Below are 14,277 nucleotides of genomic sequence, written 5' to 3' on the forward strand. Positions count from 1 at the left end.
CGCGGACGATCAAGACGACTTGCGGACGCGCAAATACCATTCGCACAGCAAGCGTACCTGCTTCTCGGTGTAGCCCTTTTCGATCATGCGATTGACGAAGTTCTGGTGCTTCTTCTGTTCGTCGCCGCTGGCCTTGGCGTTGAAGCTGATGACCGGCAGGAGATCCTCGGTATTGGAGAACATCTTCTTCTCGATGACGGCCCGCAGCTTTTCGTAACTGGTCCAGCTGGGGTTCTTGCCGCTGTTTTTGGCCCGGGCGCGCAGCACGAAATTGACCACCTCGTTGCGGAAATCTTTCGGGTTGCTGATGCCGGCCGGCTTCTCGATCTTCTCGAGCTCGTCGTTGAGGGCGTTGCGGTCGAGGATCTCGCCGGTGTTCTGGTCGCGGTATTCCTGGTCCTGAATCCAGAAGTCGGCGTAGGTGACGTAGCGATCGAAGATGTTCTGGCCGTACTCGCTGTAGCTCTCGAGATAGGCGGTCTGGATTTCCTTGCCGATGAACTCGGCGTAGCGCGGGGCGAGGAACTCCTTGATGAAGGCCAGATAACGGGCTTCGTTCTCCGGCGGGTATTGTTCCTGAGCGATCTGCTGTTCCAGCACGTACATCAGGTGTACCGGATTGGCCGCCACCTCCCGGTGGTCGAAGTTGAAAACCTTGGACAGCACCTTGAAGGCGAAGCGGGTGGACAGGCCGTTCATGCCTTCATCCACGCCGGCGTAGTCACGGTATTCCTGGTAGCTCTTGGCCTTGGGGTCGGTGTCCTTCAGGTTCTCGCCGTCGTAGACGCGCATCTTGGAGAAGATGCTCGAGTTCTCGGGTTCCTTGAGCCGCGACAGCACGGCGAACTGGGCCATCATCTTGAGGGTGTCCGGTGCGCACGGAGCGTGGGACAGAGAGCTGTGGGCCAGCAGCTTGTCGTAGATGCGGATCTCGTCGGACACGCGCAGGCAGTACGGCACCTTCACGGTGTAGATCCGGTCGAGGAAGGCCTCGTTGTTGCGGTTGTTGCGGAAGGCCATCCACTCGGACTCGTTGGAGTGGGCCATCACGATGCCGTCGAAGGGAATCGCGCCAAAGCCCTCGGTGCCCTTGTAGTTGCCTTCCTGGGTTGCGGTGAGCAGTGGATGCAGCACCTTGATCGGCGCCTTGAACATTTCCACGAACTCAAGCAGCCCCCGGTTGGCCAGGCACAGCCCTCCGGAGTAGGAGTAGGCATCCGGGTCGTCCTGGGAGTACTGCTCCAGCTTGCGAATGTCGATCTTGCCGACGAGGGAAGAAATGTCCTGATTGTTCTCGTCGCCCGGTTCGGTCTTGGCAACAGCGATCTGGCGCAGCACCGAGGGGCGCAGCTTGACGACTCGGAACTTGGTGATGTCACCGTTGAACTCGTGCAGGCGCTTGACCGCCCATGGGCTCATGATCGTATTGAGGTAGCGGCGCGGGATTCCGTAGTCGTCTTCAAGGATCGCCCCATCCTCGACCGAGCTGAACAGGCCCAACGGTGATTCATGCACCGGCGAACCCTTGATGGCATAGAACGGGATCTTCTCCACCAGGCTCTTCAGCTTTTCGGCCAGGGAGCTCTTGCCGCCACCGACGGGGCCGAGGAGATAAAGGATCTGTTTCTTTTCCTCCAGCCCCTGCGCTGCGTGTCGGAAATACGACACGATGTTCTCGATCGATTCCTCCATCCCGTAGAAGTCACGGAAGGCCGGATAGATCTTGATCATCTTGTTGGAAAAGATGCGGGACAGGCGCGGATCGAGCCGGGTGTCGACGAGTTCCGGTTGGCCGATGGCCTGCAGCATGCGCTCGGCGGACGTCGCGTAGGCCATGGGGTCGGACTTGCACAGCTCCAGGTATTCCTGGATCGACATTTCCTCTTCCTTGGCGGACTCGAAGCGGGCCTGGAAGCTGGTAAAGATACTCATCTAAGGTCTCCTGGGGCACAGACCCGGACCGGGGCGCCGGGGTCGCCATGTATGTACGGGACATACGGTTGATGACGCAGATACTTGAGCACCTCGTGAAGCCTGCCGCATTTGCCGTGGAGGCTGACGAACACGGCCATTTCATTCCATGTGATAGCAGAAAGGTAAGGGGAGTTCCGTGTTACGTGGGGCAGTTTTTCACATCTGTCGCCCTAAAGCCAAGCACTGGCGCGGGGGCTGCGGATGGAGCAAAGGCCTGTGTTAGACTAAAGGTTTTTCCGACGACTCCGTCCGACGGGATGAAATAGACGGCACAGGTTTTGCTATGTGTTGTCTGTCCTGTTTGCGGAGCGTTTTTGTCAAGAACGATCAGGGAATTATCTTTTCATGAGCAACCAGGTTACCGTGAGCGCGCTCGAGCGCCGTATCGACATGTCCGTGCCGCTGTCCGAAATCGACAAGGATGTCGAGGCGCGTCTCAAGCAGATGGCTCGCACCGTCAAGATGCCCGGCTTCCGTCCCGGCAAGGTTCCGTACCGTCTGGTCGCCCAGTCCTACGGCCCGCAGGCCCGCTCCGAGGCCATCGGCGCTGCCGTCGAAAAGGCCCTCGGTGAACAGATCCGCGCCCAAAGCCTGCGCATTGCCGGCTACCCGAGCATTGAGCCGAAGGAAAGCACTGCTGCCGACGTGCTGGAATTCAGCGCTGTCTTCGAGGTCTACCCGGAAGTCGTGATCGGTGATGTGAGCGCCCAGGAAGTCGAGCGCCCCCAGCTGACCGTTGGTGACGCCGAAGTGGACAAGACCCTGGACGTGCTGCGCAAGCAACGCACCAATTTTGTGCCCGCTGAACGCGCCGCCCAGGATGGTGACCGCGTGACGGTGGACTTTACCGGCCGCAAGGATGGCGTCGAGTTCGACGGTGGCAAGGCGACCGACTTCCCCTTCGTGATCGGCGGCGGCCAGATGCTCAAGGATTTCGAGACCGCAGTGCTGGGCCTGAACGTCGGTGAGAGCAAGACTTTCGACATGACCTTCCCGGCCGATTACCACGCTGCTCACCTGGCCGGCCAGACCGTGCAGTTCGAAGTCGTGCTGAAGAAGGTCGAGGAGCCCAAGCTGCCCGAGGTCGATGCCGAGTTCGCCAAGTCCCTGGGCATCGCCGATGGCGATGTGGCTAAGATGCGCGAAGAAGTGAAGGCCAACCTGGAGCGTGAAGTGAAGCGCCGCGTGCAGGCCAAGCTCAAGGAGCGCGTGATGAACGTGCTGATCGAGACCCATCCGATCGAAGTGCCGAAGGCGCTGGTCGAGCAGGAGGCCCATCAGCTGGCTGAGAACGCCAAGAAGGATTTCGAAGCCCGCGGCATGAAGACCAAGGATCTGCCGATCGAGCCTGCCTGGTTCGCCGAACAGGCCGAGCGTCGCGTCAAGCTGGGCCTGATCATGTCCGAGCTGGTCAAGGGCAAGGATCTGATCGCCAAGCCGGAGCAGATCCGCGCCGTGATCGATGATTTTGCAGCAAGCTACGAAGACCCGAGTGAGGTCGTGAGCTGGTACTACTCGCAGCCCCAGCGCCTGGCCCAGGCCGAGGCGCTGGTGATCGAGGACAATGTGGTCGAGTGGGTCGTCAGCAACGCCAAAACGACCGATGTCGCCACTTCTTTTGACGACTTGATGGGCAATGCGGCTTAATTCCGCGGAAAGTAACGGCAAATGAATCCCTTTACACCCCCGTATTCTCGTACTGACTGGGACCCGGTCGGCCTCGGCCTGATCCCGATGGTTGTCGAGCAGAGCGGCCGTGGCGAGCGCTCGTACGACATCTACTCGCGTCTTCTCAAGGAGCGGGTGGTGTTCCTGGTTGGTCCGGTCAATGATGTAACGGCCAACCTGATCGTTGCCCAGCTGCTGTTCCTTGAGTCGGAAAACCCGGACAAGGACATCTTCTTCTACATCAACTCCCCCGGTGGCTCGGTCACCGCAGGGATGGCGATCTACGACACCATGCAGTTCATCAAGCCCAATGTCAGCACGCTGTGCATCGGGCAGGCTGCGAGCATGGGGGCCTTCCTGCTGGCGGCCGGTGAGAAGGGCAAGCGCTTCTCGCTGCCCAACTCGCGGATCATGATTCACCAGCCGCTGGGTGGTTTCCAGGGCCAGGCCTCGGATATCGAGATCCATGCCCGGGAAATCCTCTCCCTGCGTTCCAAGCTCAACGACATGCTGGCCAAGCACACCGGCCAGGCCGTGGAGCAGATCGAGCGCGATACCGACCGGGACAACTTCATGTCCTCGGAAGAAGCCGTCCGTTACGGCCTGGTCGACAAGGTCCTGACCAGCCGCAACGACGTGGTTTGATGGTCTTCTAGCTTCAAGTACAGAGAGAAAGGGCAGTAATGGCGGACAAGAAAACGAGCGGTGAAAAGCTCTTGTATTGCTCGTTCTGCGGCAAGAGCCAACACGAGGTCCGCAAGCTGATCGCGGGTCCGTCCGTGTTCATCTGCGATGAGTGCATCGAACTCTGCAACGACATCATTCGCGATGAGATTACTGCAGATACCGGTGGCGCCAAGGGCGTCAAGGGCGAGCTGCCGTCTCCCAAGGAGATCAGCGCGATCCTCGACCAGTACGTGATCGGCCAGGCTTCAGCAAAGCGCATCCTCTCCGTGGCGGTGTACAACCACTACAAGCGGCTGCGTCACCTGTCGAAGACCCACGACGACGTCGAACTGTCGAAGAGCAACATCCTGCTGGTCGGCCCGACGGGCTCCGGCAAGACCCTGCTCGCCCAGACCCTGGCACGCCTTCTCAATGTGCCTTTCGTGATGGCGGATGCGACAACCCTCACCGAAGCCGGTTATGTCGGTGAGGACGTCGAGAACATCATCCAGAAGCTGCTTCAGAAGTGCGATTACGAGGTAGACAAGGCCCAGCAAGGCATTGTCTACATCGACGAGATCGACAAGATTTCCCGCAAATCCGACAACCCGTCGATCACCCGCGACGTGTCCGGCGAAGGCGTGCAGCAGGCCCTGCTCAAGCTGATCGAAGGCACCATCGCGTCGGTTCCGCCGCAGGGCGGCCGCAAGCATCCGAACCAGGATTTCGTGCAGGTGGATACCACCAACATCCTGTTCGTGTGCGGTGGTGCCTTCGATGGTCTCGACAAGGTGATCCGCAACCGCACCGAGAAGGTCGGCATCGGCTTTGGCGCGGAAGTGAAGAGCAGCGAGAACAAGGATCTGTCCGAATCCCTGCGTGAAGTGGAGCCCGGCGATCTCATCAAGTTCGGCCTCATCCCCGAACTGATCGGTCGTCTGCCGGTGGTCGCGACGCTGCAGGAACTCGACGAAGATGCGCTGATCGAGATCCTCATCGAACCGAAAAACGCGCTGATCAAGCAGTATCAGAAACTCTTCTCGATGGAAGGCGTCGAACTCGAAGTGCGTCCGGCGGCCCTGCAGGCGATTGCCCGCAAGGCCCTGAAGCGCAAGACGGGTGCCCGCGGCCTGCGTTCGATCCTCGAAGCCACGCTGCTGGACACGATGTACGAATTGCCTTCCATGGAAAACGTTTCCAAGGTCGTGATCGACGAAGGCATGATCGACGGCAGTGCCAAACCGATCCTGATTTACGCCGATCAACCCAAGGTCTCCGGCTCCAACTGACATCAAGCAGAAGTTTTTCGCAGGACTGCTTGAATTGATGTCGCTAGGGCCCCATATGGGGCCTTAGTGCCTTTAAAGGAATAATCATGTCGAGCACGCTTGACCTCCCCGAAGAACAGATCGAACTCCCGCTGCTGCCGCTGCGCGACGTAGTGGTGTTCCCTCACATGGTGATCCCGCTGTTCGTGGGGCGCCCCAAATCCATCAAGGCGCTCGAGAACGCCATGGAGGCCGGCAAGAGCATCCTGCTGGTGGCTCAAAAGTCCGCTGCGAAGGACGAGCCGTCGGCGGAAGACCTCTACGATCTCGGTTGTATCGCCAACATCCTGCAGATGCTCAAGCTGCCCGACGGCACCGTGAAGGTGCTGGTGGAAGGTGTGCAGCGTGCCCGCGTGGTGTCCGTCGAAGACCTGCGCACCCTGTTCGTCGCCAAGGCCCAGCCGATGCCGCTGGCCGATGTGCCGAACAACGAAGTCGAGGCGATGCGCCGGGCCATCATCAGCCAGTTCGACCAGTACGTTAAGCTAAACAAGAAGATTCCGCCGGAAATCCTCAGCTCGCTGTCGGGTATCGAGGAGCCGGGTCGGCTTGCCGACACTATCGCCGCGCATCTGCCGTTGAAGCTCGAGCAGAAGCAGGAAATCCTCGAGATGTTCGACGCGGGTCAGCGTCTCGAACGTCTCCTCAACCAGCTCGAGACCGAGCTGGACATCCTCCAGGTTGAAAAGCGCATCCGTGGCCGCGTCAAGCGCCAGATGGAGAAGAGCCAGCGCGAGTACTACCTCAACGAGCAGGTCAAGGCCATCCAGAAGGAGCTCGGCGAGGGCGAGGACGGCGCCGACCTCGAGGAGATGGAGAAGAAGATCAAGGCTTCCGGTATGACCAAGGAAGCTACCGCCAAGGCCCAGGCCGAGCTCAAGAAGCTGCGCCTGATGTCGCCGATGTCGGCCGAGGCGACCGTGGTCCGCAACTACATCGAGACCCTCGTCGGCCTGCCGTGGAAGAAGAAATCGCGCATCAGCAAGGATCTGGCCGAGGCCGAGAAGGTTCTCGACACCGAACACTATGGCCTTGAGAAGGTCAAGGAACGCATCCTTGAGTATCTTGCCGTGCAGCAGCGCGTCGATAAGCTGAAGGCGCCGATCCTGTGCCTCGTCGGTCCCCCGGGCGTCGGCAAGACCTCTTTGGGCCAGTCGGTCGCGCGTGCCACCAACCGCAAGTTTGTGCGCATGAGCCTCGGCGGCGTCCGTGACGAGGCCGAGATCCGTGGCCACCGTCGGACCTACATCGGCTCCATGCCGGGCAAGATCCTGCAGAACATGTCCAAGGTTGCGGTGCGCAACCCACTGTTCCTGCTCGACGAAGTGGACAAGATGGGCCAGGACTTCCGTGGCGATCCGTCGTCTGCGCTGCTGGAAGTGCTCGACCCGGAACAGAATTCGACCTTCGTGGACCACTACATCGAGGTGGAGTACGACCTGTCGGACGTGATGTTCGTGGCCACTGCCAACACCCTCAACATCCCGGCGCCGCTGCTCGACCGGATGGAGGTGATCCGCCTGTCCGGCTACACCGAAGACGAGAAGGTGAACATCGCCCAGCGCTATCTTGTTCCGAAGCAGATGAAGAACAACGGGATCAAGCGCGAGGAACTGTCGGTTACCGAAGACGCGATCCGCGACATCGTCCGTTTCTACACTCGTGAGGCGGGCGTGCGCGGTCTGGAGCGCGAAGTGTCCAAGGTTTGCCGCAAGGTGGTGAAGGCACTGGTCCTTGGCAAGCGCAAGGCCAAGGTGATCGTCAACGCCAAGACTCTCGACAAGTATCTGGGCGTGCGCAAGTACTCCTACGGCGTTGCCGAGAAGGAGAACCAGATCGGTCAGGTCACCGGTCTCGCGTGGACCGAGGTGGGCGGAGAACTGCTGACCGTCGAAGCGGTGGCACTGCCGGGTAAAGGCAAGATCATCACCACCGGCAAGCTCGGCGAGGTCATGCAGGAGTCCATCCAGGCAGCGTTGTCGGTGGTGCGTCGGCGTTCCAGGTCACTGGGGATCCAGGAGGACTTCTACCAGAAGTCCGACATCCACATTCACTTGCCGGAAGGCGCGATTCCCAAGGACGGTCCGTCGGCAGGCATCGCGATCAGTACCGGCCTGGTGTCGGTGCTCACCGGGATCCCGGTTCGCTGCGATGTGGCGATGACGGGTGAAATCACGCTGCGCGGCGAAGTCCTGCCCATCGGCGGTCTGAAGGAGAAGCTGCTGGCTGCCGTCCGCGGTGGCATCCGTACGGCGCTGATTCCCGAAGAGAACGTCAAGGATCTGACCGACATCCCGGACAACGTCAAGAACGAGCTGGAAATCATCCCGGTCAAGTGGATCGACCAGGTGCTCGAGCACGCGCTGGAGCGCAAGCCCGAGCCGCTGCCTGAGGTGCCGGCTGCCGAAGTGGCGGTTGCTGCGCCGGCGGAGACTCCGGATAACGGTGGGGTGGTGAAGCACTGATCGGCGTGTCTGTCGCCTGCATTAACTCGTCGGGTTGATGCAGGACTTCAGGTGAATAAAAAGGCCTCAAGCGGCTTGCCGTCGCTTGAGGCCTTTTTTGTTTTCTGCAGTTCCTCAGCTTTCCAGGCCCCGTGCCAGCCGCCACTGCTTGACCAGCGCGTAGATGGCCGGAATCACGGCGAGGGTCAGAATGGTTGAGGAGATCATTCCGCCGACCATCGGTGCGGCAATTCGGCTCATTACCTCCGAGCCGGTACCGGTACTCCACATGATCGGCAGCAGGCCGGCCATGATCGCGACGACCGTCATCATCTTCGGGCGCACGCGTTCGACGGCGCCTTCCATCACCGCTTCGTACAGGTCGCCAACATGGGGTGTCCGGCCTTCTGTGCGGCATTTGGTTTTAACGGCTTCCCAGGCGTGATCCAGGTAGATCAGCATCACCACGCCGGTCTCCGCCGCCACGCCGGCCAGCGCGATGAAGCCTACTGCCACTGCGACGGACAGGTTGTAGCCGAGCAGCCACATCAGCCATACGCCGCCGACCAGTGCGAAGGGTACCGACAGCATGACGATCAGGGTTTCGGTGATGCGCCGGAAGTTGAGGTAAAGCAGCACGAAGATGGTCAGCAGCGTGATCGGGATGACGATCTTCATCTTTTCGATGGCCCGTTCCATGTACTCGAACTGGCCGCTCCAGCTCACGTAGTAACCCGGCGGAAACTTGACCTGGTCGGCAACGGCCTTCTTTGCGTCGGCCACGTAGCCACCGATGTCCCGCTCGCGGATGTCCACGTAGATGTAGGCGGACAGTAGCGCGTTCTCGGTGCGGATGCCCGGTGTGCCCTTGGCGATGCCGACGTGGGCAAGTTGGCCTAGCGGTACCATCGCGCCGCCCATCGTCGGCACCAGCACCTGGCTGGCGATCTGCTGGGGATCGGAGCGCAGTTCGCGCGGGTAGCGCACTGTCACGCCAAAGCGCTCGCGGCCTTCGACGGTGGTGGTGACCATCTCGCCGCCGAGCGCGCTGGCGATGACGTCCTGCAGGTCACCGACGGCCAGGCCGTAGCGGGCCAGTTGCTCCCGGTCCGGCTCGATGTCCAGATAGAAGCCGCCGGTGATGCGCTCAGCGAAGGCGCTCGTGGTGCCAGGCACCGTCTTCACGACTGCTTCGATCTGCTTGGCCAGCTTCTCCATCTCCTCCAGGTCCTTGCCGAAGACCTTGATGCCGATCGGCGTGCGGATGCCGGTGGACAGCATGTCGGTACGGGCCTTGATCGGCATCGTCCAGGCATTGGCTACGCCCGGAAACTGCAGGGCCTTGTCTAGTTCGGCGATCAGCGTGTCGGTGGTCATGCCCGGCCGCCATTCGGATTGGGGCTTGAGGTTGATGACTGTCTCGAACATCTCCGGCGGCGCCGGGTCGGTGGCGGTGTTGGCGCGGCCGGCCTTGCCGAATACTGAGTCGACTTCCGGAAAGCTTTTGATGATCTTGTCCTGGGTCTGCATCAGCTCGGCGGCCTTGGTGATCGACATGCCGGGCAGGGACGTGGGCATGTAGAGGAGGGTGCCTTCGTTCAGCGTCGGCATGAACTCCGAGCCCAGGCGGGAGGCCGGATAGATCGACACCACCAACGTGAGCACGGCCAGGACGATGGTCAGCCTCTTCCAGCGCATCACCCCGGCGATGATCGGCCGGTACAGCCAGATCAGCGTCCGGTTCACCGGGTTCTTCGCCTCCGGCATGATCTTGCCGCGGATGAACAGCAGCATCAGCACCGGTACCAGCGTTACCGACAGCAGCGCTGCAGCCGCCATTGAGAAGGTCTTGGTGTAGGCCAGCGGTGAGAACAGCCGGCCTTCCTGGCCTTCCAGCGTGAACACCGGCAGGAAGGAGACGGTGATGATCAGCAGCGAGAAGAACAGCGCCGGGCCGACCTCCTTGCAGGCGGCCAGCATGGCCTCGAAACGCTCGGCGGCGGTGTGCCCTTCCGGCAGACGCTCCAGGTGCTTGTGGGCGTTCTCGATCATCACGATGGCAGCGTCGATCATTGCGCCGATCGCAATGGCGATGCCGCCCAGGCTCATAAGGTTGGAGTTCATGCCCAGCAGGCGCATCGCGATGAAGGCCATCAACACGCCTACCGGCAGCATCAGAATCGCCACCAGCGCACTGCGCACATGGAGCAGGAAGACCACGCAGACCAGCGCCACGATGAGCGATTCCTCGATCAGCGTGCCCTTCAGGGTCTCGATGGCGCGGTGGATCAGCTCGGAGCGGTCGTAGACGGTCTGCACCGAGACGCCTTCCGGCAGGCCGGGGCCGATCTCGGTGATCTTGTCCTTCAGGTTGTGGATGACCTCCAGCGCGTTCTGGCCGTAGCGGGCCATCGCGATGCCGGCTACCACCTCGCCGTCGCCGTTCAGCTCGGTGAGGCCGCGGCGTTCGTCCGGCGCCAGTTCGACGCGGGCGATGTCACGCACCAGCACCGGCGTGCCGCCCTCGGCCTTGACCACCAGTGCGCCGATGTCGTCCTTGCCGCGCAGGTAGCCCTTGCCGCGCACCATGTACTCGGTCTCGGCCATCTCCACCACGCGGCCGCCCACGTCCCGGTTGGAGTCGCGGATCACCTGGGCGACCTTCATCAGCGGAATGCCGTAGGCGCGCAGCTTCACTGGATCGACGGTGACCTGGTAGGTCTGCACGAAGCCGCCGATGGAGGCCACCTCGGCGACGCCGTGGGCCTTGGCCAGCTGATAGCGCAGGTACCAGTCCTGGATCGTGCGCAGCTCGGCGAGGGTCTTCTCCTTGGCGATCAGCGCGTATTGATAGACCCAGCCGACACCGGTGGCATCCGGCCCGATCTGCGGCTGAATGGTTGTTCCCCCCGGGCCCTTGGGCATGCGCCCGGCGGCGAAGTTGAGGTATTCAAGGACCCGCGAGCGGGCCCAGTAGATGTCGGTGCCGTCCTCGAAGATCACATAGACGAAGGACGCGCCGAAGAAGGAGAAGCCGCGCACGACCTTCGACTTGGGCACCGACAGCATGGCTGTGGTGAGCGGGTAGGTGACCTGGTCCTCGACCACCTGGGGCGCCTGGCCGGGGTACTCGGTGTAGACGATGACCTGCACGTCGGAGAGGTCGGGCAGGGCGTCGATGGGCGTGCGCAGCACCGCGAAGACGCCGGCGAGGACGATGAACAGCGTGGCGAGCAGGATCAGGAAGCGGTTGCGCCCCGACCAGTCGATAAGCTTGGCGAGCATGAGCGGGGTCCTGTCAGTGTCCAGCGTGGGCCTTGGCTGTTGCTGCGGCGCCGGCCGGCTTGACCGCCGTGATCACCCATTCTCCCGGTTGGCGTTCTACGAACTCGAAGCTCACCCGCGCGCCGGGCTTGAGCGCTTGCTGCAGGGCCGGATTGGCCAGCTTGAAGTCCATGGTCATCGCTGGCCACTTGAGGCTGGGCACCGGATCATGACTGAGGGTGACGGTGTTCTCCTTGGGGTCGAGACCCTCCACTGTGCCCTCCGTGCGATGGCCGACGGAGGCAGGTGCGGCCACCGGTTTGGCGTTGTGGTCGGCATGGCCGAAGCCATCCAGCGCGGCCTTCAGGTTGCTCTCCGCGTCGATCAGGAAGTTAGCGGCAACGACGACCTGCTCGCCGGCCTTGATGCCTTGCAGGACCTCGATGTGGTTTTCACTGCGGCTGCCCAGCTTCACGTCGCGCGGCTCGAAACGGCCTTCACCGTGGGCGACGAGGACGATCTGGCGCGTGCCGCTGTCGATGACCGCCGAGTTCGGCACGGTCACGACCTGCTGCCGGCTTCCGACCGGCAGCTCCAGCTGCGCGAACATCGCGGGCTTCAGCAGCAGGCCGGGATTGGCGAGTTCCACGCGGACGGGCACGGTCCGCGTGTCGGCGTTGAGGGTCGGATAGACATAGCTCAACTTGCCCTCGAAGACCTTGTCCGGATAGGCGTTGATGCGTACCTTGGCCGGACTGCCGCTGCGAACCAGTCCGATGTCCTGCTCGAACACGTCGGCGACCACCCACACCGACGACAGGTCGGCGACCTGATACAGGGCCTCGCCCGGCATGAAGCGCATGCCCTGCAGGGCTTTCTTCTCGGTGACGATTCCGGCCACCGGCGAGCGGAAGGTGAGTGTGCGCTTGGTGGCGCCCGACTTGGCGAGGGCGCGGATCTGCTCTTCCGAGATGTCCCAGTTACGCAGGCGCAGCAGGCTCGATTCGGCAAGCTGCCTCATGCCGCTCTGCGCCTCGCTGCCGGCGTCCTTGAGCGCTTCGACGCCCTGGGCGGCGATGGCATATTCGCGCTGGGCGGACACCAGTTCCGGGCTGTAGACCTCGAACAGCGGCTGCCCCTTGGCGACCGGCTGGCCGGTGACATTCACGTGCAGGCGCTCGACGTAGCCTTCGAACTTCGGCGAGATCGCGAAGCTGCGCCGCTCGTCGATCTCGACCCGGCCAGCAGCACGCACCGTGCGGTCGAGGCTGCGCAGTTCGGCGGCTTCGGTACGTACGCCGAGCTTCTGGACCTTGTCGGTGCTGATCTTCACCGTTCCGGCCGCTGCAGGCGCGTCGTCCGCCTCGCCTTCATAGACCGGGATGTAGTCCATCCCCATCGGGTCCTTCTTGGGCGTCGGCGAGGTATCCGGCAGGCCCATCGGGTTGCGGTAGTACAGCAGCTTGCGTTCCTTCTTCGCGCCGTCCGTCGGTGCCGCGGCTACCGGGCTGTCTGCCCGCGGCTGGTTGGCCGGGGCCCGCTGGCCCAGCCAGTAGCCGCCACCGGCAGCGAGGGCGACGGCGAAGCCGACGGCAATGCCTGCGCCTGCTTTCATAGGTCTTCTCCGAGAATGCGTTCGATTTCTGCAAGGCGCATCTGTGCTTCGGCCTGGGCCTTGATACTGTTCTGGCGGGCCTGCTTGATCTGTCGCTGGGCGTCGAGCAGGGTGGCGAAGTCCACTTTGCCGTTTTCGTAGCCGGCGAGGGCCGCCTTGAAGCTGAGTTCGGCCTGCGGCAGCAGGCTGGTAGTGGTCAGTGTCTCGGTCTGGCGGGCCGATTCGAGCCCGGAGAGATTTTCGGCAAGGTCGCCGAGCACCTGGTTGGCCGTCGCGTCGCGGCGGGCCCGGGCAGCGGACAGCATGGCTTCCGATTCCCTTTCCTGGGCGCGGCGGGAACCCTGCTGCAGCGGCAGGTTCAGCTCGACCATCAGCTCCCATTCCCGCACGGCGCCCTGGTACTGAATAGGCGACACGCCCAGCGTGAAGTCCGGGTAGCGGTTCTTGTAGGTGAGTTCGCGGTTCTTCTCTGCGGCGCGGATGCGGGCTTCGTCGGCGAAGATCTGCGGATTGCGCGCGCGTACGCGTTCTTCGAGCGTGGCTGGATCGAGCCTGGCGGCGGCCGGCAGCGGGCGCAGGCGTTGGGGCGACGCCAGCGGCGCGGCGCTGGGGCGGGCCAGCAGTGCATTGAGCCGTGCCTGCAGCTGCCGGTGTTCGTTGTGCAGCGCGATCAGTTCGCTCTTCATGCCGGTCTGCTCGACCTGGGCGCGGATCACGTCCTGCTGGGCGGCCAGGCCGCCGGCGTAACGCACCTGGGCGATCTTCTCGAGGCGCACCATTAGGTCGAGGATCTCGCGGGTCAGCTGTTCGTTGCGGGAGACGTACTGGAGCTGGGAGTAGGCGGTCTTGATGCGGGCCGAGAGTTCGGCCCAGGTGCCGCTGGCGCGTCCGCTGGCGCCGCGGGCGTCAAGCTCGGCGATCTCGCGCTTGAGCTCGCGCTTGCCCAGCCACGGCACGTCCTGCATCAAGAGGTAGCGCGTGCTGCCGACCTGGGCCGGCAGCAGGGCCGGATTCTGATCGCCCATGCGGGTGATGTCGCGCAGCTCGGTGCGCAGCTTCGGGTCGGGCAGGGCGCCGGCCGGAATGACGCGTTCGGCCGCAGCGTCGGCTTCGTGGCGCATGGCCGCGTAGTCCGGATTGCGCTCGCGGGCGTAGCCGAGGAGGGATTCCACGTCAGCGCCGATCGGCGCTTCCTGCGCCTGGGCGCTCACGCCGACGGCACACAACAGCACGGCAAGAAGGCTTCTGGCGCGACACGACATTCGCGTTCTCATTGATTGCTCCCTGAACATCGCTGGGGCAGGTCCGGCGCGCCTCG

General features: G+C 62.7%; 8 protein-coding genes. 4 read left to right on the forward strand and 4 right to left on the reverse strand.

The window, feature by feature from the left end; genetic code table 11:
• Positions 1 to 9: 9 nt before the first annotated feature.
• Positions 10 to 1,932 carry a PrkA family serine protein kinase gene (locus B4920_RS12670; protein WP_079435047.1) on the reverse strand — a complete coding sequence of 641 codons (1,923 nt, stop codon included), beginning with the start codon at positions 1,930 to 1,932 and terminating at the stop codon, positions 10 to 12.
• A gap of 387 nt (positions 1,933 to 2,319) precedes the next feature.
• Here B4920_RS12670 and tig point away from each other — a divergent pair, with 387 nt between their 5' ends.
• The 4 genes from tig (at position 2,320) to lon (ending at position 8,101) form a co-directional block, all read left to right on the forward strand.
• Positions 2,320 to 3,621, forward strand: a complete 1,302-nt coding sequence (gene tig / locus B4920_RS12675) for a trigger factor (RefSeq protein WP_079435048.1) — start codon at positions 2,320 to 2,322, stop codon at positions 3,619 to 3,621.
• A 21-nt stretch (positions 3,622 to 3,642) separates the two neighbouring features.
• Positions 3,643 to 4,287: an ATP-dependent Clp endopeptidase proteolytic subunit ClpP gene (clpP, locus tag B4920_RS12680; RefSeq protein ID WP_079435049.1), complete on the forward strand. Its 645-nt coding sequence runs from the start codon at positions 3,643 to 3,645 to the stop codon at positions 4,285 to 4,287.
• Between the two features lie 38 nt (positions 4,288 to 4,325).
• A complete protein-coding gene (gene clpX, locus B4920_RS12685) occupies positions 4,326 to 5,597 on the forward strand; it encodes an ATP-dependent Clp protease ATP-binding subunit ClpX (protein ID WP_079435050.1) in 1,272 nt (423 codons plus the stop codon).
• A gap of 86 nt (positions 5,598 to 5,683) precedes the next feature.
• On the forward strand, positions 5,684 to 8,101 hold the full coding sequence (gene lon, locus B4920_RS12690; RefSeq protein ID WP_079435051.1) for an endopeptidase La: 2,418 nt from the start codon (positions 5,684 to 5,686) through the stop codon (positions 8,099 to 8,101).
• A 114-nt stretch (positions 8,102 to 8,215) separates the two neighbouring features.
• On the opposite strand, the gene B4920_RS12695 is transcribed toward lon, so the two are convergent.
• The 3 genes from B4920_RS12695 to B4920_RS12705 are packed head-to-tail and all read right to left on the reverse strand — an operon-like array spanning position 8,216 to position 14,221.
• Positions 8,216 to 11,365 (reverse strand): efflux RND transporter permease subunit, encoded by a 3,150-nt coding sequence (locus B4920_RS12695; RefSeq protein ID WP_079435052.1) that lies wholly within the window; start codon positions 11,363 to 11,365, stop codon positions 8,216 to 8,218.
• 13 nt (positions 11,366 to 11,378) lie between these two features.
• Positions 11,379 to 12,959, reverse strand: coding sequence for an efflux RND transporter periplasmic adaptor subunit (locus tag B4920_RS12700; protein WP_079435053.1), 1,581 nt, complete (start codon positions 12,957 to 12,959; stop codon positions 11,379 to 11,381).
• A complete protein-coding gene (locus B4920_RS12705) occupies positions 12,956 to 14,221 on the reverse strand; it encodes a TolC family protein (RefSeq protein ID WP_254050921.1) in 1,266 nt (421 codons plus the stop codon). Before B4920_RS12705 ends, B4920_RS12700 begins: the two co-directional genes overlap by 4 nt.
• Positions 14,222 to 14,277: the final 56 nt, after the last annotated feature.

This window comes from Zoogloea sp. LCSB751, from assembly GCF_002028455.1.
Classification (GTDB): Bacteria; Pseudomonadota; Gammaproteobacteria; order Burkholderiales; family Rhodocyclaceae; genus Zoogloea.